Here is a 23,583-nt window from a genome sequence, read left to right as displayed (position 1 = left end):
AAAATGCAGGTGCGTGTGTTGGGGTGCTCAGGCGCCATCGCCAAGGACTGCCGCACGACCTCGTTCCTGGTCGATAGCGACCTGCTGGTCGACGCCGGCACCGGTGTCGGCGACTTGACCCTCGACGAGATGACCGCCATCGACGACGTGGTGATCACCCATTCGCATCTTGACCACATCGCGGCGCTCCCTTTGATGATCGATGCCGTCGCCAGCCGCCGCACGCGGACCTTGCGCGTGCATGCGCTGCGCGCGACCATCGAGGCGCTGCGGGCGCATGTGTTCAACAACGTCATCTGGCCCGACTTCGCGAGCATTCCCACCCGCGAGGCGCCTTTCGTGTGCTTTCACGACCTCGTGGTCGGGCAGCAATTGCAGATCGGGACGAGCAAGCTCAAGCACATCGAAGTGCTGCCCGCCGTCCACACGGTGCCGGCGTGCGGGTTCGCCGTGCGTTCCGCACAAGGCGGGCCGAATTGGGTGTTCAGCGGCGACACCGAGCGCAATGCGCCCTTCTGGCAAAGAGTGAATCAGCTCGACGTCGGCGTGCTGGTGATCGAGACGGCCTTCAGCAACCGGGAACAGGCGCTGGCACAGCGGAGCCTGCACCTGTCGCCCGCGACGCTGGCGGGCGAACTGGCGCAGATTGCCGACGGAAGGAACTACCCGATCTATATCACCCACACCAAGCCGGCAGAGACGACCGAGATCATGAGCCAGATCGGCGGCCTCACGGACGGGTTGGCCGCGCCAGGACGGGACATCCGGTGGCTGAAGGCGGCGGAAGTCCTGCAAGTGTGACCATGATTGCGCGGCAGGTGACAAAAGTGTCAGACGCCGTCAGCTTGGGGCAACAGTTTTCGTCACACGTTGTAACCGGAACGTGAACAAATCCGCAACAATGTGGGCTGCGGAAGACGAAACAATGCTGGCACAGTTGCTGCGGATACATGAGCGCACCGGGGGCCCACCTCGGGCCCTCTGTAACCAACCTGGAGTAACTGAATGAACCGTCGTTCCATCGCACGCAATGTGCAAAAGGGTTTCACCCTTATCGAATTGATGATCGTTGTGGCGATCATTGGTATTTTGGCCGCCGTGGCTCTGCCTGCTTACCAAGATTACACCGTGCGTGCCAAGGTCACTGAAGGCCTCACGCTCGCCGCCAGCGCCAAGACCGCTGTTGCTGAGAACGCAGCCAATGGCCTGCCCTTTGCGTCCGGTTGGAGCTCGCCTGCTGCTACCAAGAACGTCGCCTCCGTGGCGATTGGTTCTACCGGCGCCATTACGATCACCTATGACACTTCCATTGACGGCGGCGCTACCCTAATTCTGACGCCCACGGACGGCGGCCCGGCTGGTTCGGCCCTCACGGCTGGAACCATCCCGTCGGCTGGCTCGATTTCGTGGAACTGCAAGTCGGAGAGCTCGACCTACGGCACCGGTTCGGCCGGTAGCATCAAGTCCAAGTACGTCCCGGCTGAATGCCGCAAGACCACCTGAGCTTTCACGCTCCTCGGAAAGCCGCCCTCGGGCGGCTTTTTTTCCATGGTTTGGAGGTCAGACCTTCAGGTCGGAACAGTTTGATGAATTTGCCAGTGCCTAAGGTGAACTTGCCAGCCGGATCGTCTTGTCTGTGGACAAACCATTCGAGCCTTGAATATCGGGCATTGAAGCCTTTCTGAACGCAGCAGTCCGAAGAAATCTTGATCTTGACAACGGTTTCCCTGACGCGAAACTGCATGTCCGGAATGCTATCGGCATGCATGTTTATATGCTGATCTCTTTTTGAGCGAATCGCCGATCGAGCACGATGATGCCGTTAGCAATTAAGAATCGAATGCCTCCGTCCGAAAAATGCGAGGTCGCAATCATCACGCTGCTTGCTTGGGCGCTAATGGTTCTGATCTTTCTTAGATTTGGTGCGTTCGGATTTAGCTGGGATGCTCTCAATCATCATATCTATCTTGGGTGGATGGCGCATCAATCGCGGCTGCATTTGGACCTGTGGCCTGCTGCGTCGCAATCTTATCAATATCCATATTTGTACCTTCCAATTTATGAGCTCTACAGTCGCGGCGTTTCGGGCACTGTTGCCGGAGTGGCAGTAATTTCGTTGAATTCGACTGCGATTCCCGCTGTATGGCTAATATCGAACAGCCTCGTCGCTGAAAGGTCCTGGACTGCGTTGATCTTTAGGTTTGGGGCCGTATTCCTAGCATTTTCCAGCGCGTTGGTGCTATCAACATTTACGACGACTGTTAACGATTTTTTCGCCGGCCTGCCGATGCTGTGGGCGATTGCACTGGCACTGATCGGCTACCAGCGCGCCGAAATTGGCGATGAGAAAAATTTCGGATTGGCGGCCGCGTTCCTGATGGGAGTTTCGGTCGGATTCAAGGTCAGCAATATTGTCATCGCCGTTGCGTTCCCGATCCTCTGGTTTCACTGCGTCGAGAGCTTTCGCGCGCGACGCATCTTCCTGCTAGCACTCTGGTCTCTTTGTGGATATTTGCTGGCGTACGGATACTGGGGCTGGAAAATGTGGAGCCAATTTGGAGATCCCTACTATCCACTTCTGCGGGCGGTGCTGAAATGATTCGATTCATCCCGGATGACATCGTCGATGGGTTGCTGAGGCCGTTCGCAATGGCACTGCCGGACGCTAACATCTATGCAGAAATCCGCACCCCAGATGTCCGATTTGCATTGATCGTGATGCTCGCATTGATTTATTTGTGTATAAAGGCAAAAAATTCTAAAAACAAACCAGATTTAATGGGTCGCGTGCTGGCTTATTTTTGCGTGACATTTGTCGCGTGGCTAATGACTTCGGGAAATGGCAGATACTATTTGCCTATCTTGGTACTTGCCGGGCCCGTATGTGTCGCATTACTCTGGAGGTTACCACTCTCTATGTTCCTCAAGGGCTCGGCACTCGCGCTGGTGCTGGTGGTTCAGATTTGGTTAATTGGCACCGCACAGCCTTTGCGCGCTTGGGCTTTGGCCGACTGGGACAGTGCGCCGCCATTTTCCATGGAGCTACCGGAGGCGGAGCGAACCACTGCGACATTCCTTACTCTTGCAACGCCTTCCTATTCAATTATTGCGCCATCGTTTCCCGCGGACTCGCGATGGGTAAATCTCAGCTTTCTAAAGGGTGCGGAAGGTGAGAGTCGCGAAAATCTTCAGAGACTGCTTCGCGAATCAATCGACATAAAAACAATTTATCCCAACTACTTTGGGTTGTCCGATGCAAATGGACACCCCCCAAAAAATGTGATCAGCAACATCAATCATGAACTTTCGGAACATCATCTGAATATTGCATCCGAAGATAAGTGTAGGCCGGTGGTTGCTAGGGCGTTCGGCCCGACGTTCGACGTGAAATTTAGTCATCCGGTGGACACCGTCAGAGGTGCACCGGGATTTTGGCTTTGTGATACAAAATTCGATCCCTCCGTAATTGCACCGCCAGTCCCAGATGTATGGCCGCAAGCCATGATGGTCTCAAGAGAAATTGAGTCAAAATGTTCTCGATTTTTCAAGCCGGGGGGAGGCGCCCCAACGGCGAAGGTTGACCTTGTATATTTCGACTATCCGGATTCAGATATGCGACTCTATGTGTACAGATCGGGCGAGGTGGCCTATAAATACTACAATGAACTCAATCCTGTAGTGCTTCGCAAGGCTGGAGAAAATTCAATACGTTTAGATTGCACGCGCATCAGGAGGACTTTTTTCCAATCACTGTTCGGCGAGAATTAATTCTCACTGCAATATGGCATTTTAGATTTTTTTCTACTGATATTTATGGAGCCCTGCGGTCTTAATAGTAGTGCTGCAAGTTTGGGTAAATTTCCGAAAACTCGGAGTTCAACTTTGGATAGTGCGGCCTTGATTTCGACAATGACTTCCATGATCAGCTCTGGGCATCTTTCCGCGCCGTCGGGCGCATCGCTGTTCGAGTTGACTATCCTCATGCCGTGCTTGAATGAGGCACGGACGCTCATGACCTGCATCTCGAAGGCGACCAAATTTTTGGCGCGTGCGGGTGTCAGGGGCGAGGTACTTGTAGCTGACAACGGTTCGACTGATGGTTCGCAGGCTATTGCTGCGGCCTGTGGGGCCCGGGTTATCGATGTCTCTGTGCGAGGCTACGGTGCAGCGCTGATCGCAGGCGTTGCGGCGGCAAAGGGTCGCTACATCGTCATGGGTGACGCCGACGACAGCTACGACTTCGATGCGCTGGAGCCTTTCATTGCCGAGTTGCGCCGCGGAACACAGCTCGTGATGGGCAATCGATTTCAAGGCGGTATCCGGCCCGCCGCTATGCCGCCGCTGCACCGCTATCTCGGCAATCCGGTGCTGAGCTTCATAGGGCGACTGTTCTTCAAATCCAAGATCGGGGACTTTCATTGCGGTCTGCGCGGCTTCGACCGCCAGGCGATCCTGCAACTGGGGTTGCGGTGCCACGGAATGGAATTCGCCAGCGAGATGGTCGTCAAGGCATCGCTGCATGGTCTGCGCATCGCCGAGGTCCCGACCATCCTGTCGCCGGACGGGCGCGACCGACCTCCACATCTGCGTACTTGGCGTGACGGCTGGCGGCACCTGCAGTTTCTCCTGTTGTTCACGCCGCGATGGCTGTTCCTGTATCCAGGCCTTGCGCTTGCCGTGATCGGTTTCGCGCAGCTTCTCTTTACAAACCTCCACCCTGCCGGGATAGGTCGTTGGCCAGTTGGCATTCATACGCAGCTCTTCGCCGCCGCGGGAATGGTGCTGGGCTATCAAACCATGCTTTTCGCCATGGGCGCGGTGCTTGCCCGCCACTGTGCGCGTCTGAACACCCCCCATCCGCGCGAGCAATGGGCTCTGCGCATGGCTTGTGGAGCAGGGCTGCCAGCCGGTGGAGCGCTGGCTGCGCTCGTAGGGTTTGCGTTGTGTGCCAGCCTCACCTGGCAATGGGGTCGTTCGGGCTTCGGAGTGCTGGACCCGGAAACTGCCATGCGGCAGATCATTCCCGGCGTCGCGCTGCTCCTGATGGGAACGCAGTCGCTGTTGGGTTCCATCTTCTTCGCGGCGCTTCGCAGTGCCTTCGACCTTCGCACGAATGAGGCGGACCTTCCCGCGATCGCCGCCCGTTGAGAAATAATCCCGAACGTCAGTATCCGATTTCGACGTTTTTCCAAGATCTCATTGAGAAGCCAAGATGAAAAAGAGCCGGAGCGCACTCGTCGTGGGAGCGGGATTTGCGGGCAGCGTCTGCGCGGAGCGATTGGCTGCCGATGGATGGTCGGTCGATCTAATTGACCAGAGATCGCATGTTGCCGGAAATGCATACGATGAGCGAGATGAAGGAGATATCCTGGTTCATCGGTACGGCCCGCACATCTTCCATACGAATAGCGAAAAAGTATACCAGTACTTGTCCAATTTTACGAGATGGCGAGATTACGAGCACCGCGTTCTCGCGAGGCATGGAGGAAAGAATTATCCCATCCCGATCAACAGGACAACGATAAACAGCCTTTATGGTTGGGATCTGAGCGAGCGCGGCATAGCGGAATATCTTTCGTCTGTCGCCATCGCAAATGGAAACATCGAAAATAGTGAGGATTTTCTCTTCTCAACTGTTGGCAGAGACCTCGCCGACAGATTTTTCCGCGGCTATTCGAAGAAGCAGTGGGGCAGGGATTTGCGCGAACTCGCTGTCGGAGTGGCCGCCAGGGTGCCTTTCCGGACAAACACTGATTCTCGGTACTTCACCGATACCTATCAGTCGATGCCGGCGGAAGGCTATGCGAAAATGTTCGAGGCAATGATAGATAGTCCGCGGATCACGCTGAGCTTGAACACCGCCTTCGAGTCGGCGCTTGTCGATTCATACACGGCGGTTGTTTATTCCGGCCCCATCGACGAGTATTTTGATTGTCGATTTGGAAAGTTGCCTTATCGATCGATTCGCTTCGAGCACAAGCATTTGCAAGGAGTTGAAGAGTTTCAACCTTCAGGTACTATCAACTATCCTGATTTGGAAGACGGTGACTACACTCGAATCACCGAATTCAAATACCTGACGGGCCAGAAAAGCAATTCAACTTCGATAGTCTACGAATATCCAAGTGACGTGGGTTCTCCGTACTATCCGGTGCCCACGGCTGCAAGCAGCGTCTTGTATGGAAAGTACGAAACTCTTGCGGATCAGTTGGAGAATGTGCATTTTGTCGGGAGATTGGCGCAGTATCGCTACTACAACATGGATCAAGTCGTTGCAGCCGCCCTGAAAACTGCGAGTTCAATCATCAATGCCAACTAAGACGTATGTAGTGTGTCCCGGCGGCGTCACCACGGGGGGGCCGGAAGTGCTTCATCAATTGGTGTCGGAATTGAGAGAGGCCGGGCGAGATGCGTATATCTGCTATTTCCCGTTTGGCAAAGCCTTCGATGTTCCTCCGGAGTACCGCAAGTACAACGTTCTCCAATCGAAAATTGAAGACGAGCCCGAAAATCTCGTGATTTTGCCGGAGTCAGGTACGAAAATAAGCCGCAGAATCCGAAGAGCCAGCGTCGCGATCTGGTGGCTATCGGTAGACAATTACTATGCTTTGCCGAATATTCTGTCATTCGTCCCCGATGCGCTGACGCGAATGGTTGGCGGATTACTGGTCCGGCGACCTCTCCGATTGCTTCGTCCGTTCAGACACTTTGCGCAAAGCCAGTATGCAATCGAGCACCTGCGCGAAAGAGGAATTGATGCAGAATTTCTTGGCGACTATCTGAATCGCGCGCACGCCAGCCTTCCCGTCAAATCGGACGAGGGCAGGCGCATAAATGCTATCGCGTATAATCCGAAAAAGGGAGCTCAGGTTACGAGACAGCTGATCGCCCAATGTCCAGAGTGGCAATTTGTTCCCATATCAGGATTGTCGGCATCGGAGGTAAACGACTTGTTGTCGTCCACGATGCTCTACATAGACTTCGGGCATCATCCTGGCCGCGATCGGCTCCCGAGGGAGGCTGCTCTTGCCGGCTGCTGTGTCATCACCGGCAGAAAGGGTGCGGCGGAAAACAGCGTTGATATCGCTATTCCGGAAGAATATAAAATCGACGAAACAGCTCCGGACTTCGTTCAGAAGTTCAAGCGCGTGGCATCCGGGGTATTTGGCGAATTTTCAAATCAGTCCGAAAGATTCGAGAGCTATCGAAAATCGATTTCCGGCGACAGACTTCGGTTTACCGCCGGCGTTTCAAGGTTGTTCACCTGACACTGTCCTGCTACAAGCGGACGGTCATTGTTTTCGACAAATGGTGCGGCCATAGGTTTTGGGCCTTCAATTCTCTTGTCCCTTCTCACCCGCAACATCGCTTCGCTTGGTTTCTTTCAGGTAGCCAGCCACCTGATCGCGTTGGCGAGCGTGCCCTTCATGGCGCGGGTTCTGGGCGTTTCGAGTTTCGGAGAGTTCGTGCTGACGCAGGCCGCGATGCGCTACTGCATACTTTTCGTCGACTTTGGCTTCCTATGGAGTGCAACTCGACAAATCGCTGCCTCGAGGGCGTCCGAAGTTCAGGTCTCCGCGATTTTTTCGAGGACTTGGGTGCTGCAATGGCTGCTGGTCGCGATCGTCGCGGTGCTCCTCGCGACGCTCCTGCTTTGCATTCCAGCGCTTCGACCGAGTCTCTGGTTATGCATTGCTGGCTTTTCAATGGTTATCGGAAGTGCGGCGGCACCGACGTGGTTGCTGCTCGGACTCGAGCGGATGAACGCAGTGGCCATTTCGCAGGGCTTCGCAAATCTGCTTGCGCTCGTTCTGCTATTCGTGTTCGTGGATGGGCCTGGAGACGTTGCGTTGGCGCTCGTCATCTACGGGGGCGCATTGGCAGCAACGAATGCGACGCTGACTTGGTGGATCTTGCGCAAGGGCCTCGTGCGGTGGAGTGCTCCAAGTCGCACCGAACTCCTGCAGACGGCGAAGGACGGATTTCCGGTCTTCGTATCGACGATCTTCGTGAGCTTCTACACAGTCCTTCCGGCGCTGGCCGTGGGCGCACTGTCGAGCGCGACTGCGGCCGCGTATTTCAATGTTGCCGACAAGGCACGCGCGGCGGCAACCTCCGCGATGCAGCCAGCGTTCACCGCACTCCTGCCTCGAATGAGTCACCTTTTCGTGCACGACCGTCGTGGTGCGCGCATCCTTCTCCGCAGGTCCATCGTCGCGACTGCCGGGGTCAGCGGCGCCGCAAGCATCGTGCTCTTCTTCGGTGCGGAACTGATCGTCAACTTGGTCGGCGGCCAAAGCTTCGTGCCCGCGACGAGCGTACTCAAATGGATGTCGCCGTTGCCGTTCGTGGTGTCGATGTCCTCGATAGCATCGCTGCAGATCCTGTTGCCCAATCAGAAGATCAAGCAATTCAACGGTGTACTGATGATGGCCGGGGCTGTCAGTCTTGCGTCCATATGGCCATTCGTTCAGTTGGGCGCTGAGCTCGGCGCAGCCCAATGTCTGCTGTTGACTGAACTCCTGGTCTGCGCAGCGATGTGGCGATTTGCGATCTTGACAGTTCTCCGAAAGGATCCATGAGCACGTGTTCGAGTTCAAGGCAAGCGCCGCAATAGTTCGCCAGCTTCAAGTGTGCTTGGCGGAGTGCGCTACAAGCCCGCGCCCGCTCACCAAGCTTCCCAGCACGAGCAAGCGGAGCAATGCGTCGCCGATCAACGATTGGCGAAACCGTATGGGCGACAACAACAGTCGCGCAATCGCAGCGGGCTGCCGAGGTTCGAAATACCTGGCGAGCAGAAGCTGGTCTTTCCTGCTGAGCCGTGCACCGTGGACGACGCGGAAGTTGTCGAGTTGGTCGAACATGATGTGAACCCAGTTCTTCCTGCGCAGAAAGCGCAGGATTGCCAGATACCGATTGGCGCCAGATCCCATGCCGATCGCGTTGCCACCATGCTGCCGATACAGGATCGTCGGTTCACGGTCGACGATGACTTGGCCAAAGGCCGCGATGACGAGGTACAGCCACCAGTCATGAAAGTAGATGGCGTCGGGGTCTCCGTACTGCTGGGCGAGCGGCAAAGCTGCACGATTGATTGCGCAAGTGCACCCAGTGACGATGTTTTCTGTCAGCGCGTTGCGGAAGGACGGTGCGCGTTTCCACTCCGGTGACAGTCCCAGCGGTTCAAGAGCCTCATCGACCAGTCGTAGCCGAGAGCAATAGAGCGCCGGTTGGTCACCCAGCGGTCGTAGATGGGCTACGGCACGCGCGATCTTGTTGGGCAACCAGACATCGTCCTGGTCACTGAGCATGACGATGTCCGCATCGTCAGGCGCTGCATCGAGCAGTGCGAAGAAGCTCCGCACGAAGCCGAGATTCGGCCCTCGGATCAGAGTGATTCGTGGATCCCGAAAGCTCTCGATCCGCTGCGCTGTCGTGTCAGAGGAGCCATCGTCCCGCACCAGGATGCTCCCACCCGGAGGAAGCTGGGCCAAGATGGAGCGGATTTGCTCCTCCACATGGCGCTCCCCCTGCCATGTCGACATCAAGACAACAATTTTCATGAGAAGACAGTCGAGTGAGCTCAGTATCGCTTCACGCCCGTGGGTCAGCCAGTGGTCACGGCAAAAAGCGACTGCTGGCGCCGTTCAGGAGTCGGACCGCACCGAAGTCTTGTCCGACGGAAGCACATTCGATATCTCCTCAATCCACCGTCGGCACTTCCCGCCAGTTCAACAGCCGCAACGTATTCCCGGCCCCTTCTCCAATACCCACCTTCTTCAGATCTCCTTCCACGTCCCCGGCTACCAGCCGCGTGTGTCGATCGACGCCCAGGAACTTCAGGTCGGTGATCGCGTGTTCGTAGAAGTTGAACGCGGCGCCATCCGGTGTCAGCACCGACTTGCCCTTTGCGAAGTCGATCGCGTAGATGCGGCTCTGGCCCGAGGGGCTGCACGCGTTGCCGGTGGTCAGCAGGCTGGAGAACGCCACCAGCCCGTTGTACGCGGTCGGGTTCACGACCATGCGCCAACCAACCCGCGTCTCGCCATTGACGTTGACGCCCAGGTCCACGTACCAGCCGAGCTTGTCGACAAAGTCGTTGGCGGTGCCGCTGGTCAAGTTGGTGTTGGAAATCGCAGTCAGGTTGTCGCGCGTCAGCGGGTAGCTCACGCCTGACGGTAGCTGGGCGCTGGTGCCGAAGGTGTTCACGTTCCCGTCGAGGATGGCGTAGAAGGCCTGCGGCGCCGACGAACTGATGTCGATCGTGTCCAGCAATTGCCCGGTGCCGAACATCACATAGCGCTTCTTGCTGCGGGGGTCGATTTCGACCAGCGGCTGCGTAGTGATCGGCTGCGCCGAGCCGTTGGTCAGCGTCGCCAGCATGAGCGGCGCCGGATAGGCGCCCGGGGCGCTGCGCTCGGCGGTGACGTCGAAGCGCCAGAGCTGGCCGTCCAGGTCGCCGGCATAGACGGCGTCCGCGGTTCCGTCAGCGAAGTCCTTGATATAGGCGGTGGCCTGCGCCAGGCCTCGTGAACTCGTGCCGGTCTGCACTTTCTCGAGCAACAGGCCGTTGCGCGGGTTCACGAAGTAGATGTAGCCATTGCCGTCGCTGTTGTTGTAGCCTGAAGTGAGCACCGCGACCCAGCCGTACTTCTTGGTCTTGATGACAATCGGCGATCCAAAGCTGTAGCCCATGGTTGGGTCGGTGAACTCCCAGAGGACCTTGGTCTTGGCGATGGCCTCTGTGGTCGCGGTCCCGGGGTCGGTGATGTCGAGCGCATAGAAGCTCTTGCCGCCTTTGCCGAGGCCGCCGATCAGGATCGTGCGCCAGTCGCGGGTGGTCGAGAAGTTGCCGCTCGTGTTGCCAAAGTCGACGTCGAAGGACTGCGGCGTGGCATCGACGTAGAAGCGGTGGTCGTAGTTGGGGTTGCCCAACTGGGCCAGGCCGTCGAGTTGCGGGGTTGCGGGACTGCTCGGCCCGGAAAACAGCGCGCTCGGAACATAGGCGAACTGCTCGGTGCCCGTGCCGTCCAGGTCGCCGTTGAAGGCGTGCAGCATGCCGTCGTTCGCGCCCACGTAGACCATCGTGGGTCGGCTTGCCTTGGCGGTCTTGAAAGCCGCATAACCTGGGTTCGCTGCCTCGGAGAAGGTCATGGTCGGGGGGCCGACGGGCACCACCTTGGCGTCGACGATATCGCCGAGCAGCGAGCGACGCAGGCGATACGGCCGCGTCGTATCGATCGCCGTTCTCCTTTCGTTGGTTCGGTCGCCTCGGAGGTAGTTGATGTAGTTCGCACTGTCGTCGCCGGTGGCCCAGACTGTGTCGAGTGCGGCGAGTTGGGCGCTCGTGAGATTGCCGCTGCGGAAGGGCACCCCGGTGGTGCCGTTCCATGTGACCACGCGACGGCTGGTGTTCCAGCCGCTTCCAGCCAGTTGCGAAGCGAAGCCGTCGGCGCTGGACCACACGGCCGTCCCACTGGGCGTGCCGTCGTCGCTGAACGTGATCCGGCTGGCCGTGAGCACGCCCGTCCATCCGTCAGCGTCGTATTGCGTGGCGTAGGAGGCAGCGCCGGTCGATGCGACCTGGAGCGTAGAGAGCGAGAACGATGTGGTGAATGCCTTGATCTCGTTGACGATGGCCTGGAACGCGCGCGTCAGGCCGTCGACCATGGTGTCGGGCCGTCCGGCGGTGAAGTAGTTGTCGGGGCGTGGCTGCACCGTGTCCGGGTTGGGACGCGTATCGGTCAGCGTCTCTCCGGAGGTCGACCACCAGTCCAGCGGGATCGCGTCGGCAGTGGCAGTGTACGGATCGAAGATCGTCCCCTTGGGGATCTTGAGGCCGCCGTACTTTGCTGCCAGGTAGAACTGGTTGTTCGACTGGAAGGATTGTTCGAGCACGTCGACCCAGTAGGTCTGCACGGTCTGCTTGTCGTTGACGTCGGGGCGGATGTCGACTGTGTTGGCGTCGTAGGCCAAACCGGCGATGTACGCGGAGTTCTCGCGTCCGCTGTAGCTGTTGCTGTTGCCGAGGTTGCCCAAGCCCTGCAGTTCACCGACCTTGTTGGTCGCCGTGATGGCGTTGACCGTCTCGACATCGGTCTCGGTCGAGAAGGCCGGGTAGGCCGGTTCGCGGTCCCGGTAGGAGCTGCTGTTGCCCGGCACGTTCTTGTCGACGTGGGTATAGATGTCGCCGATACCCAGAATGAAATTGCGCTGGCAGGAATGCTGGATCGGATCCTTGTCCTTCCAGCCGGTGACGACCGGGAAGCCATCGAGCAACTTCGTCTGCCGCTGAATGGTCGTGGGGTCGGTACTGGGCCCTCCGATGTCGCTCCAGGTACTGATGTTCCCCAGCTTCTTGAAGTAGCGCAGCACTGCGTAGTACATCTCGCTCACCGGGTCGTAGTTCTTGTAGTTGCCCGGCAGCAACTGGCCGAACTTGTTCAGGTAGTTGATGACGCCGCTGTTGGTGATCGGGATGCCGGTGGCCGCCGTGGTCGCGGTGGCATCGCCGGCGTTGGGGTTGGGGTCGAACACGCCGGTGGTGGCGCTCCATTCCTTGACCGTGTTGTCCTTGTCGGGCAAACCCGGCACCGGCTCGGTGGGACCGACGAATTTCTGGGCTGCGCGAAGCACGCCGCCATCACGCTGATCGCTGGCATCGTTCAGGTAGCCGAAGGCGCTGAAACGCATTCGTTGGGAGTACTTCTGCACCAGCCCTTCGGGTTTCCAGTTGCTTCCGTACTGCTTGCAGTTGGTCTCGACGCCACCCGGTGCGTTGGGGTCGCAGACCTTGTTGCGCATGGTGAGGTCATAGACGCCATCGTTCGTGAACGCATTCTGATAAGGCGTGGCGCCCGTGCTGTCGAGCGGATTGGCGAACTTCTTGAAAATTCCCGGCGAGGATGGGGTCTGCCACAACAGCCTGATCTCGGCGCTGCTATTGAGGTCGTAGTGTTCAAGTTTGACGGAATAGCTCTGCCCGGCCGTCAAGGCGACGGACGCGCTCGTGTTCTCGGTTGCGCCGTGGTCGGTCCAGTTGTCGATGACACGGTTGGCGTTGGTGAAATTGTTGGAGGCCGTCGTGTCGATCCATAGCCTCACACCATCGTCGGAGATCGTGCGGAAGACATAGTTTCCGGTTGTCGGTGCCGTGAAGGTGCCTGTGAAGCGGACGGAGAAGTTGTCGGCGTTGATGCTGGTGTTGTCATGCGGCCTCCCGCCCCACGCGTAGTCTGCGGTGTCGCCGGTGCGCGTGACAACAGCGCCACCGGTGACGGTCCTGTTGTTGAAGTATTCGCCCCGGAACGATTGCATCGGCATGAGGCTGAAGCGCATGCGAAAGCCCTTGCCATTGATGCTGATACGCAGGTTCGTCGCGGTGTTGAACGGAGTGGCGCCTGCGATCTCCGCCTGTGGCAGATTGCGATCGTCGAACAGGCCCTGGCCCGAGTGCCACGCCTTTTCAAGAATCGTCTCGTTCACCGAGTCCACGACGCGACGACCGCCGGTCATTGCCCAGCGGAAGGGATCGATGGTGGAAGTCGCCGCCCAATTGAGGAAGTTGCCACTCCACATCGCGTCGTTGGTGCCGGTGCATCGGCGCGCAGCGGCGATGCCGGTCGGTTCGAAGTAGCTGGTATCGCCAGTGTCGGTGTCGTTGCGCGCGGCGTTGTACTGGTAGGTGTAGCACTTGTCCGGGTCGAAGTAGCCGAGAAAGATGGAGGTACTCGCGTAGGTGGCGGTATGCGCGGTCCGGGAGGCGGTTGGCCATTCCACCGACAAGGCAAGCGCCATGTTGCCAGGCACGTTGGAGCTGGCGAACACCGGCTGGTCCGCAAGGCTCGCGGCGCCCGCGGCTCCCTGCAAGCCGATCAACGCGGCCGCGGCCGCTGCGCGCAGGGCGTGGGATGGGAGATAGGAGGTAGGGTTCATGCTGCGCCTGCTCTTTTTCTTAGTCCGGCTTGGTGAATGAGGTCTGCAGGAACACCTGCGTCTTGCGCGGACCGTCCACGCGCACACTCAGGCGATAGACGAGCGCCGCCGGCGGCGGAGGCCGTTTCGATTCCTGAACGCTGCCGCCGCGCACTTCCGTGATCGACGGCGCGAAGACGCACTTCTGGGGCGAAGCCGCGCCTGTCGCGTTGCACAGCCGATCGATCACGTAGCGGACTTTCACGCCGTCGCGCGTGATGTCGTTGGCCACCCGGCCCACGCTGCCGAACGCGGTGTCGTCGTCCAGGAGGATGGTGGGGATGCCCTTGTCATTGGTGGCAAGCTGCACCGCGCTGTAGTTGGAGCCGACCACGTTCGCGCTGTCGGCTCCGGCGGCCGACAACGCACCCGAGTTCTTGAAGAGCTTCAATGCTTCCTGCGCGGCCTGTTCGCCCTGGTTCACCAGGTCGCGCTTGAAGGCGAGGTTGCCGGCGCCGAACAGTGCGGTGTCCATCGAGCGCATGACGGCGACACCGCCCGCGAGCAGCACCACCAGGATGATCAGGCAGAAGAGGAGCACGACGCCGCGCTCGCGCGGTCGCGCCAGGTTTGTGTGGTTCTTCATGGCGTGGGCGCCACTACGGGCAGCAGCAGGATGTTGCGGAGGGGGATGGTGAATTCGACAACGCGGTAGCGGTAGCGCCGGGCGTCGCCGGTCAGAGCCACAGCCGCGCGTGGGCTCGTGGTGTCGCTGAACAGGGCGGGGATGGTGGCCGAGACGTCCTTCGAGTCGATGTTGGCGCTGCGAAGCACCAGGGCCACGCGCACGGCGACCACCTGACGCGCCTTGGCAGGCGTGGTCATCATGGTGGCGATGTCGTAGCCCGTGGCGTCCGGCGCGACCCAGGCGTCGAAGACGCCGTTGTTGTCGCTGTCGATCCCGTAGAGCGCATGCATCTCCATGACGCCGTCGGCGATGGCCTGAGCCGCATCGGTGCCGTTGCTGCGCAAGAGGTCGTAGCTGAACAGGGTGCGGTTGGCGCCGACGCCGAAGAGCTGGAACTGCACGTTGCCTGCATTCGCGTTGCCCAGCGGCGTGAGGTAGGCGGACCCGCCCGTGGCCAGCCCCGCCAGCGTGGTGCCGGTTCCGGCGGTGAAGTAGGTGCCGGCCAACGGCAGCAGTTCGTTGTTGGCGGAGTCCGCGAAGCCCGTCTGCACTTGCTCCACCAGGCAGTCCGTGGTGCCGCTCTGGCTCACGAGCGCCATGTCGGCTGCCTTGAAGCCCACGGTGTTGTCCACGCGCACGATTTCGTCAGTGGCGCCGCTGGCCCGGATCGGCCGGGGCACGTCGCCGGAGGATCCATTGCCGCTCATCACGACCAGCACGTCCGATCCGCCCGCCGACTGATCGTTGGCGATCAGCAGCGGTGCCATGCGCAGATTGCCTTGGTTCGTCGCGCCGTCGCCGCCCAGGAAGCCGGCGAAGGGCGCGGGGAAGGCACCGCCGGAGCGCGGCAGGATGGCAGTCCCGCTGCGCGAGACATTGAGCTTGCATCCGAACACGCCCAGGTCCCACGATTGGGCAAAGCCGGAGCCTGCGCTGCGCACGGCACGGTCCAGCAGATAGGCCGCGTAGGCCCCGGACTGGTTCATGTCGTTGGTGGAGGTGGTCGAGCGCTTGTGCGATTCGCCCATGGTCAGCGCGCTGGTGATCGCCAGCGTGACCACCAGACCGATCGCCATGGCGACCAGCAACTCGACCAGGGTCAGCCCGCGTTGGGAGGCTCGAATCGACATGGTGAGGCGCCTCATTGCGGCAGGACCACGCGGGTGCGCAGCTTGTTGGGGTCATTGGTGCCGCGCGACGGCGCTTGCCAGGTGATTTCGATGTCGGCGCTGTTGGTGGTGCCGCTGACAGTCGTCACGCTGATTTCGCCGCCCGGCAGGCCATCCTTGCTCGGGTCCGCGATCCGGGTCTGCCAGGACGAGCCGTCCGATACGTCGACGGTGACGGAACGCGTGATCCACATCGTGCTGGCGATCTCGTTCGCCAGCAGCGCCGCGCGATTGCGGTCTTCGGCGTCGACCGAGAAGCTGACCGCGCGTGCCTGCAGGCCGATGAGCCCGAGAATGCCGAAGGAGAAAAGCAGCACCGACACCAGCACTTCGAGCATGGCTACACCCGCCTGGCCCTGACGGTTGGCAAGAGGAGGTCGTTCGCGTTTCATCATCAGGGGCAACCGTCTGGGTGATCGTTGGAAAGCGTCTTGTCCGGGTCGCACAGGCGCACCTGTCCGCCCAGCGCCACCAGCACGCGCAGCCGCCGGTCGACTCCGGCGACCGCGCCGGTCACGGTGATGTCGAAGGCCTGCACGGGCGGCGTCCCGGTCGGGAGCGCACAGGTGGCGCCGGTCACACCCGGCGCGCTGTTGGGAACCATTCGGCCGATGGAGCTGAAGCAGATCGCCGAAGGCCCATCGATCTGGATGCCGGTGCTGGCGTCGGCCATGATGCCGGCCTCGACGAATTCGCTGGTTTCACCTGCGTCCGTCATGGCCGGGACCGTGTTGATCGCCCAGTTCCTGCCGTCCTCCACGGCCGTGTGGCCCACGGCCGTCGGCTTGTCGTTGGTCAGCGAAAACACGACCTGGCGGCTGCGACGCGTCGCCTCCGATTGCGCGAGCCGCAGGCCGTTCTGAAGCGAATCGCTCACCGTGCGCATCCTGGCGTTGCGCATCCACGCGCTCATCGATGGCATGGCGAGCGCGATGAGGATGCTCATGAGGACGATGGTCACGAGCATCTCGATGAGCGTGAAGCCCGCGAGCCGCGGGCGCGTCATGCGCTTCAGCACGCCTGTCCCTTCTTCAAGATCCACGCGGAGGTGCAGGAACTCGTCCAGCCCGAACCGGTGGGTACACCGGTCGTGCCGCGCGCGTTCACCTGATTGATCGTGTAGGCGGCGCCACTGACCGGGCCGCTGCCGGTGGCCGTGAGCACATAGGCGGTCGCGCTGGGTGCGCCCGCATCGGTGCACGAAATCACGAAGTTGCCGAAAGTCCGCGCTGATGCGTCGACTTCACAGGGCGAGGTGAAGGTACCGACCGTGTCGTAGGTGCGGTTGTCCTGGAAATGCCGCTCCATGTTCGCTCGCATGGTGGCAAGCGCATTGGTGGCCTCGACCACCTGCCCGCGGCGTACATAGTCGGTGTAGCTGGGATAGGCAACCGCGGCGAGGATGCCGATGATCGCCACGGTGATCATCACCTCGATGAGCGTGAAACCTTCCGAACGGGCGCGGAACTGGGGGCGGTTTGGCACTGTGAGGACCTCGGGCTGATTCATTACGAAAGTGACAAATTGTCACCAGAATGCCCGAAGCCAGCCCGCCGCCTGTCAGCGGCTCACATCCTTTCGTCACCCACAAGCGCCAAAAATGCGTACTTTCGCACCAATCAATCGGCCAACTCACGCCAAGAGTTGCGATGCGGCACCCCGGCCGAGCCGCCGCCACCCGGCGGCCTCTCGGTCTTGATCGTGCCGTCGCTGCTCTGCCGGATGATGCGGGTCTCGCCGTTTTCCAGCTTCACCCAGCTCTGGCCGACGATCAGCGCGTTTGCACTCCATAGACCGCCGGCTGCAACGTTTTCGAACCCGTTGCCGTTGGCCGCATTGAGGAAATAGCGCCAGGACGAGCCGCCCGAACTGCAGGCGTCCCCGTTGGGAATGGCCGTATCGATGGAAAGGGTCCCGAACTGCAGGGCCATGTCTGCGGCAACCCGCTCGCCGGAATGCGGCAGGTCGACCCACCACCCATCCTGCGTCCCCCAGTTCACCTGATTGCTCGTGATGTTGGCGATGTCCCCCGTGAGGGTGAAGGTCTGGCGCACCATCTTGTTGCTCAGGCGGACATCGCCCACGCCGGTGTTTGCCAGCGAATCCTTGACCGCGTAGATGCTCTGCTGGGCCGTGTCCTCGATGTCCGAAGTGCCGAGGTAGCGCCCGGTGCCCACGATGATCACCGGCTTGCCTGCCACTTCGGCCATTTCCGGCATGGTCGTCACCGGCTGGGGCGTCGTGGCGCTGAGCTGGAACTTGGCCAGTTGCAGCGCGCCCTGGTTGGGCGCGACCAGGTTGTCGACATCGAAACGCCACAGATTCCCCTGGAGGTCTCCGCCGTAGAAGCGCTTGGAGGTGTTGTCCGAGGGGTCGTCGACCCACGAATTGATCTTGGTGAGCCCGCTCGGATCCGTCGTGCTGCCGGCCGTGGTCGAGATGTCGAGCAACCTGGCGCCGGTGTTCGCGTTCAGCACGAACAGGTGGCCCTTGCCGTCCCCGTTGCTGACGTTGTTGTATCCCGATGCGAAGGCAACCACCCAGGTCCCGTCCGCGCGCTTGGTGATGATGGGGTTGCCGAAGCTCAGGCCCAGGTTGGTGTCGGTGAATTCCCAGAGCGGCAGGGGGCTCGCGGGGTCCGTGATGTCGAGCGCGTAGTAGCTCCGGCCGCCCTTGCCGAGACCGCCGACGAGGATGGTCTTCCACGTGGTGCCGACCTTGATGTCGCCGACGACAGGCGGGCCGTCCACGAAATAGCGATGCCGGGATTCGTAGCTGGCATCCGCCAGCCGGTACAGGTTGGGCAGCACTGCGCTCGGCACGTAGGCCCAGAGTTCGGCCCCCCCGTCGCTGCCGGTGCCGGTGGCGGCCGAGAAGGCGTGCAGCATGCCGTCGTTCGCCGCGGCATAGACCACCCGCTTGCGGTTCGCCTTGGCGCTGACGAAGGCCGCGTAGCCGGCATCGGCGTAGGTGAAGGGCGGCTTGCCGACGAAGACCGGCGCACCGTTGACGATGTCGCCCAGCACGCCGGTGCGCGGGCGATACAGCCCGCGCGTGGTGCTGTTTGCCGTGCTGGCCGTCTCGAAGGTTCGCACGCCGCGCAGGTAGTCGACGAGATTGGTGCCCGAATTGGCCGCCGTGAGTTCGGCTGTCGTGAGGCTGGCGCACTGCGAGGCCACCAGGGTCTGCGAGCACAGGCTGCTGAAGGAGGCGCCGTAGCCGTCCGCGTTCAGGTTGGTCCAGTTGAAGGCGCGCAGCGTCGTCGTGGCGGTGGGTTGCCGGTAGTAGATCTTGCGCGCGCTCGGCGTCGTGCCCGAGGTGAGCTTGGCCTGCGCGGACCACAGGGGTGTCGAGCCGACGGCGCCGGTTTCGCCGTTCAGCGTGAAGGCCTGGATGTCGCCCGTCCAGGTCTTGGTCGTGTAGCTGGCCCGGTAGACCTGGTTGTTGTCGCCCGCGACCAGTTCCAGCGCGCTGGTCGATGCGGCGGCGCCGGAGCCGTTTTCTTCCATGATCGTGTTGACGACGCCGCTGATCGCATCGCCCAGCTGGCTCGCGTTCTGGGCTGAGTAGTACTGCCCGCGCCCGTTGACGGCGGCATGCCAGAGGTCGTCGACATTGCGGGCGTCGCCCGAACTGCCCGTGATGGTGGTGGTCGGCACGGGCCAGGTGACCGTGCCATTCGTGAGGTTGACGTAGTCGCCCGCGGTCTGCGTCAGGTAGTTCCTGTCGTAGGTCAAAGTGCCCCCGACACCCAGACCGATGGTGAAGGTCGTCATGTGCTGGTGCGGCGCCGTGTCCCGGCCGTTGGGCTTGAGGATGTTGCTGCAGACGTTCTGGCTGGTGCCCGATGCCACGGACGTGCAGTTGCCGAGGCCCTCGGTGCGCAGGTCGGTCTTGTAGTAGTACTCGGCGACGTCGGCCAGGGTGTCGGATGAGCCGCCGGTGGTGACCGCCGTGGTGGTCGGGGCGCTGGCCTCGCTCTTGCCCGCCAGGTCGGCGGCGGTCTTGCCGTTGACGATGACGGTCGCGCCGACCACGCAGCTGTCCTCGCCGGCGCCGCTGTTGGACCAGGCGCCGCCGGAGAAGGTCTGCGGCTGCGCCGTGACGGCGTAGCGGTTGACCCCGCTGCGGCGGCACGAACCGAGCGTGCCGACGATGTAGAGCGTTCGCGTCGTGACCGCCGTCGTGGTGGTGCCGTCGAACATCGGGCGTTCTTCGGTGCCGTCCTGGTTGGCCACGAGGTTGCCGCCGAGATCGCGCGGGCCGTAGTTGGCGTTCTCGACACTGCCGCCGCTGTTCCAGTAGCCGTCGGTGGATAGCAGCGCATAGTTGCGCTGGCACGAATACTGGACCGGGTCGGTCTGGCCGGCATAGCCCTTCGCGAAATAGCGGCCCGCCTTCGACAGCGCGCCTCGCAGCGGTGTGCCGCCGCTCGCGGCGGCGCCATAGAGCTTGGTGTAGATCGATGCCCGCTGCGCCGTGCCGAAGTCGTCCACCGGATGAAAGCCGTCGCCGGTCGTGACATCCGTGCTGCTGTTGATGGTCGAAAAGCCCACGCGATAGCCGTCGTCCAGCGACTTGAATGCGCGGCCCACCGCCGTGCGCATCAACAGCGAGCGGGTGCGGTAGTAGGCATACCAGTTGGCGTAGTTCTGGGCATCGGCCGAGGTGCTCTTGACGGTCACCTTCGTGAACACGCCGCTGCCCGGCGAGTTGCCGACGGTGCTCAGGCACTCGTTGTAGAAGGTGTTCTGCACCGGGCCCGTGCTCGTGTAGGCCCAGCTCATCCGGGCCTGCGTGCCCGTGTAGCTGTAGTAGTAGCTGCCCGGAAACCGGGTCGCGGTCCAGGTCGAGGACGAGCCGCTGCCCGTCACGGACGAGACGGACACCGCCAGCGTCTTGACGCCGCTCGTGTTGAAGTTGGTGGCGCTCCAGCCCGAGACGGTGCCGGTCATCGACCTCCCGCTGCTGGCGCTGAGCGTGATGGTTTCGCCCACCGTGAAGGTGGTGGCGGAAAACCCGCTGCCGGTGAAGACGAAGTTCTTGTTCCCCGTACCGGTCGCGACGCTGCTCGTCGTGTTGATGGTGGTAATGGTCTCGGAGGAGCCGTTGAGATTCGTGCTGCCCGATTGGGCGAAGCCGTTGGTCCACGCCGCCGCGAAGTTGGGCGTCGCCAGGGGCTGGCCGGTCGAATCCAGCGGCAGCGCATAGATGACGGCGGGGTCGTAGGCCACGCCATTGCATTGCGCAGACCGATAGCCGTAGGTGCCGGTGTCGCTCATGGCATCGGGCATGAACTCCGAAGCCATGCTTCCCGAGTCGTCCAGGATGAACATCAGGTTCGGCTTCGCCTTGACGTTGGGCCGTGTTGCCAGCGGTTCGTCGAGGATGAAGGTTTCCGCGGAAAGTGCGGGCGAGGCAACGGATGCGGCGGCGCAGACACCGAGCGCGACGGCCCATTGCGCAAGGACATTCCGCCGGGGCAAGCACGCGCGCCCTGAGGATGGCGTGGGGTGCGTTTTCATGGCAGATGACCCTATTGGAAGCTGACGATGGACTCGGTGAAGCTGGCCGTATTGCGCGCGCCGAGCACGCGAACGACGACGCGGTAGTAGGGGCTGGAGCCGCCGGCAATCGGCTGCCGGCCGTAGGAGATGCTGCCCTTGTTGGAGGAGCCGCCGCCACCGCTCAGCGGTTTGGAGCAGCTGTTGTTGAGGTCGTCGTTCGCATCGCCCGAGGATGCGCAGAGCCGGAAGATCACGTAGCGCGTCTTGTTGCCGTTGATGTCGTCGACGCTCACGGTCTTCAGCGCGCAGCTGGCAAAGGTGCCGGCGCTCGCGTAGTCGCAGCGGCTGTCGTTGTCCCAGTCGATCAGCTTGCGGGTGCGGTCCGCAGGAAACTGCTGTCCCGTGGCGTCCACGCGCGTGATCGTCTTGTCGACGTTCAGCTCCTTGGTGCTGGCGTAGTAGCCATTGGTGGCCGCATCGTTCTGGAGAGACGTGATGTTGGCTTTCAGCCAGGCCACGGCCTGGCGCGTGGCCTGGTCGCCGGCAGCGGTGGCGTCCTGCTTGAAGCCGATGTTGCCCAGCACCAGTCCGCCCGTGTCGACCGAGCGCACCAGCGCGAGCGTCGCGAGCGACAGCGCGGCCAGCGCGAGGAGCGCGAACAGCAGCGACACGCCGCGCTGCCTTGGGTTCGGGTGGTGGCGGCCGTCCATCGTCAGCTCCCTGCCGCGTTCCACAGCATGTTGCGCAGCGGAACCACCGTGTCGTAGACCTTGTAGCGATAGTGCTTCCAGTCGGGCACGGCGCTGATGCCGAGCGTCAGGCACTTGCTGCCGCTGTGGCAATTGACGGTGCCGGCGATGGTGGTGCCGGCGCCCACGTCCCACAGCGGTTCGTTCTGCGTGACCTCGTCCTTCTCGTACTGATTGCTGCGTGCCACCACGGCGATGCGGATCGCCAGCACCTGCTGCCAACCGATGGCGGTGGTCGGCGTGACCGTGTCGTAGGCGTCCACCATGCCGTCGCCGGTGGTGTCCTTGCCGTACATCGCCTGGAGATTGACGATCTGCGGGTAGAGCGTCGTCGAGGCGGTGGACGCCGCGCCAGCGGTCCGCGTGGTGAGGACCAGGTTGCGCTCGGCGTCGACCTCGTAGGTATTGAGCGACATCGTGCCGAGGTTCAGCAGGTAGCTTTGCGTGGGGTAGCCCGCATCCGGGAAGACGCTGCTGCGATTCCACTTGCTGGTGCCGCCCGACACGTGCGGCACGTGCTGGAAGTTGAGCGTGGTGTTGGTGGCCGGCGAGGCGCCGTCGTCCGTGACGCTGAACACCGTGCACCAGTTGTCGACGCTCCAGCCGCCGCCCGCGGGCACGACGATCATCAAGTCACCCGCCGCCACGCCGAGCGACGACTTGACCACGAAGAACTCGTCGGTCTTCGCATGCGCGTGCGTGACGCTGACGGGCGCCGAAAACCCCGGCGTGCGGCTTTGCAGCACGGTGATCCGGTCCGGCGCGCCGCCAGCGCCGTCCTCGATGACCACCGGCGCCAGCGTCGGCGTGAAGGCGATCGACGGCGTCCCCGCGGGCGCGGCCGGATCCCTGAACTCCCCCTTGATCGGACAGCCCAGCGCGGCTGGCTCATTGGCGGTGCCATAGCCCGCCGCCTGAATGTCGCGCTGAAGGGTGTACAGCGACAGCGCGCCGTTCGTCTGCGCATCGCTGCCCATCGTGAGCGTGCGCTTCTTGCCTTCCGACATGGTCAGCACTTCGCTGATGACGAGCGTGGTCAGCAGGCCCAGCAGCAGCCCGACCATGACTTCCACCAGCGTGAAGCCGCGAGATCTGCGAAGGCTGGGGGTGAGCATGGTCATCCAGCCGTCTTGCCCGCAATGGTGGTCTGCGTCACGTACTTGTGCGTGTCGCCGTTGGGCAAGGCCCACGTGACAGTGACCGACACGTCGCCGGTCGCCTCATCGACCGCGATGGCCGCGCCGCCGCCCGGAAGCATCTGCGTGACCTTGCTGCGCCATTCGGTGCAACCCGCGGCGCTGCAACTGTCATCGCCCGCGTAGCCCGTGAGATTGTTGATGTCGGTCCACATCCTGCCGATGACCTCGCTGGCGAGATAGGCCGCATCGGCGCGCATCTTCGATTCCGTCTGCGAGCGCGTCAGCGAGCCCTGCATGCCGATCAGGCCGAGCACGCCGAGCATGAAGATCAGCATCGCGACCAGCACTTCGATCAGCGCCACGCCGCGGGGCGCGCTCCCCGTTCTTCTGGGAAGCGAAGGGCGCCGATGTTTGTGA

20 protein-coding genes are annotated in these 23,583 nt (G+C 61.6%); 8 read left to right on the top strand and 12 right to left on the bottom strand.

The features are described from left to right. The first annotated feature begins 3 nt into the window (after nucleotides 1-3). A complete protein-coding gene (locus QTH90_RS12255) occupies nucleotides 4-801 on the top strand; it encodes a 3',5'-cyclic-nucleotide phosphodiesterase (RefSeq protein ID WP_286665406.1) in 798 nt (265 codons plus the stop codon). Nucleotides 802-1,005: 204 nt separating this feature from the next. Then, complete coding sequence (locus QTH90_RS12250) at nucleotides 1,006-1,503, top strand: pilin (protein WP_286664825.1); 498 nt, start codon at nucleotides 1,006-1,008, stop codon at nucleotides 1,501-1,503. 4 nt (nucleotides 1,504-1,507) lie between these two features. On the opposite strand, the gene QTH90_RS12245 is transcribed toward QTH90_RS12250, so the two are convergent. Then, a complete protein-coding gene (locus tag QTH90_RS12245) occupies nucleotides 1,508-1,768 on the bottom strand; it encodes a hypothetical protein (protein WP_286664824.1) in 261 nt (86 codons plus the stop codon). A 72-nt stretch (nucleotides 1,769-1,840) separates the two neighbouring features. Between QTH90_RS12245 and QTH90_RS12240 the strand changes: the two genes are divergently transcribed. The 6 genes from QTH90_RS12240 (at nucleotide 1,841) to QTH90_RS12215 (ending at nucleotide 8,582) form a co-directional block, all read left to right on the top strand. Continuing rightward, a complete protein-coding gene (locus QTH90_RS12240) occupies nucleotides 1,841-2,599 on the top strand; it encodes a hypothetical protein (protein ID WP_286664823.1) in 759 nt (252 codons plus the stop codon). Further along, complete coding sequence (locus QTH90_RS12235) at nucleotides 2,596-3,768, top strand: hypothetical protein (protein WP_286664822.1); 1,173 nt, start codon at nucleotides 2,596-2,598, stop codon at nucleotides 3,766-3,768. Before QTH90_RS12240 ends, QTH90_RS12235 begins: the two co-directional genes overlap by 4 nt. Nucleotides 3,769-3,909: 141 nt before the next feature. After that, nucleotides 3,910-5,148: a glycosyltransferase family 2 protein gene (locus tag QTH90_RS12230; protein ID WP_286664821.1), complete on the top strand. Its 1,239-nt coding sequence runs from the start codon at nucleotides 3,910-3,912 to the stop codon at nucleotides 5,146-5,148. 64 nt (nucleotides 5,149-5,212) lie between these two features. Continuing rightward, nucleotides 5,213-6,319 carry a UDP-galactopyranose mutase gene (glf, locus tag QTH90_RS12225; RefSeq protein ID WP_286664820.1) on the top strand — a complete coding sequence of 369 codons (1,107 nt, stop codon included), beginning with the start codon at nucleotides 5,213-5,215 and terminating at the stop codon, nucleotides 6,317-6,319. Then, nucleotides 6,309-7,268 carry a hypothetical protein gene (locus QTH90_RS12220; protein ID WP_286664819.1) on the top strand — a complete coding sequence of 320 codons (960 nt, stop codon included), beginning with the start codon at nucleotides 6,309-6,311 and terminating at the stop codon, nucleotides 7,266-7,268. The genes glf and QTH90_RS12220 overlap by 11 nt, the downstream gene beginning before the upstream one ends. Before the next feature lie 75 nt (nucleotides 7,269-7,343). Next, nucleotides 7,344-8,582 carry an oligosaccharide flippase family protein gene (locus tag QTH90_RS12215; protein ID WP_286664818.1) on the top strand — a complete coding sequence of 413 codons (1,239 nt, stop codon included), beginning with the start codon at nucleotides 7,344-7,346 and terminating at the stop codon, nucleotides 8,580-8,582. 45 nt (nucleotides 8,583-8,627) lie between these two features. On the opposite strand, the gene QTH90_RS12210 is transcribed toward QTH90_RS12215, so the two are convergent. The 11 genes from QTH90_RS12210 to QTH90_RS12160 all read right to left on the bottom strand — a co-directional run bounded on the left by QTH90_RS12210 (nucleotide 8,628) and on the right by QTH90_RS12160 (nucleotide 23,528). After that, nucleotides 8,628-9,563, bottom strand: coding sequence for a glycosyltransferase family 2 protein (locus tag QTH90_RS12210; protein ID WP_286664817.1), 936 nt, complete (start codon nucleotides 9,561-9,563; stop codon nucleotides 8,628-8,630). A 139-nt stretch (nucleotides 9,564-9,702) separates the two neighbouring features. Beyond that, a complete protein-coding gene (locus QTH90_RS12205) occupies nucleotides 9,703-13,935 on the bottom strand; it encodes a PilC/PilY family type IV pilus protein (RefSeq protein ID WP_286664816.1) in 4,233 nt (1,410 codons plus the stop codon). 19 nt (nucleotides 13,936-13,954) lie between these two features. Next, a complete protein-coding gene (locus QTH90_RS12200; protein WP_286664815.1) occupies nucleotides 13,955-14,560 on the bottom strand; it encodes a pilus assembly PilX family protein in 606 nt (201 codons plus the stop codon). Beyond that, on the bottom strand, nucleotides 14,557-15,732 hold the full coding sequence (locus QTH90_RS12195; protein ID WP_286664814.1) for a PilW family protein: 1,176 nt from the start codon (nucleotides 15,730-15,732) through the stop codon (nucleotides 14,557-14,559). Before QTH90_RS12195 ends, QTH90_RS12200 begins: the two co-directional genes overlap by 4 nt. Nucleotides 15,733-15,743: 11 nt before the next feature. Then, a complete protein-coding gene (pilV, locus tag QTH90_RS12190; protein WP_286664813.1) occupies nucleotides 15,744-16,166 on the bottom strand; it encodes a type IV pilus modification protein PilV in 423 nt (140 codons plus the stop codon). Then, on the bottom strand, nucleotides 16,166-16,789 hold the full coding sequence (locus QTH90_RS12185) for a prepilin-type N-terminal cleavage/methylation domain-containing protein (RefSeq protein ID WP_286664812.1): 624 nt from the start codon (nucleotides 16,787-16,789) through the stop codon (nucleotides 16,166-16,168). Before QTH90_RS12185 ends, pilV begins: the two co-directional genes overlap by 1 nt. Further along, nucleotides 16,783-17,256 carry a type IV pilin protein gene (locus QTH90_RS12180; protein ID WP_286664811.1) on the bottom strand — a complete coding sequence of 158 codons (474 nt, stop codon included), beginning with the start codon at nucleotides 17,254-17,256 and terminating at the stop codon, nucleotides 16,783-16,785. The genes QTH90_RS12185 and QTH90_RS12180 overlap by 7 nt, the downstream gene beginning before the upstream one ends. 134 nt (nucleotides 17,257-17,390) lie before the next feature. Beyond that, on the bottom strand, nucleotides 17,391-21,257 hold the full coding sequence (locus QTH90_RS12175) for a pilus assembly protein (protein ID WP_286664810.1): 3,867 nt from the start codon (nucleotides 21,255-21,257) through the stop codon (nucleotides 17,391-17,393). Nucleotides 21,258-21,307: 50 nt separating this feature from the next. Then, nucleotides 21,308-21,988: a pilus assembly protein PilX gene (locus tag QTH90_RS12170; RefSeq protein ID WP_286664809.1), complete on the bottom strand. Its 681-nt coding sequence runs from the start codon at nucleotides 21,986-21,988 to the stop codon at nucleotides 21,308-21,310. A gap of 2 nt (nucleotides 21,989-21,990) precedes the next feature. Beyond that, a complete protein-coding gene (locus QTH90_RS12165) occupies nucleotides 21,991-23,148 on the bottom strand; it encodes a PilW family protein (protein WP_286664808.1) in 1,158 nt (385 codons plus the stop codon). Then, nucleotides 23,145-23,528: a type IV pilus modification PilV family protein gene (locus QTH90_RS12160; RefSeq protein WP_286664807.1), complete on the bottom strand. Its 384-nt coding sequence runs from the start codon at nucleotides 23,526-23,528 to the stop codon at nucleotides 23,145-23,147. Before QTH90_RS12160 ends, QTH90_RS12165 begins: the two co-directional genes overlap by 4 nt. Nucleotides 23,529-23,583 lie beyond the last annotated feature (55 nt).

Origin of the sequence: Variovorax flavidus (genome assembly GCF_030317145.1) — a bacterium.
Taxonomy (GTDB): Bacteria; Pseudomonadota; Gammaproteobacteria; order Burkholderiales; family Burkholderiaceae_C; genus Variovorax; species Variovorax flavidus.
The sequence above is the reverse complement of the archived record's forward strand: the minus strand, read 5'-3'. Positions and strand labels throughout refer to the sequence as shown.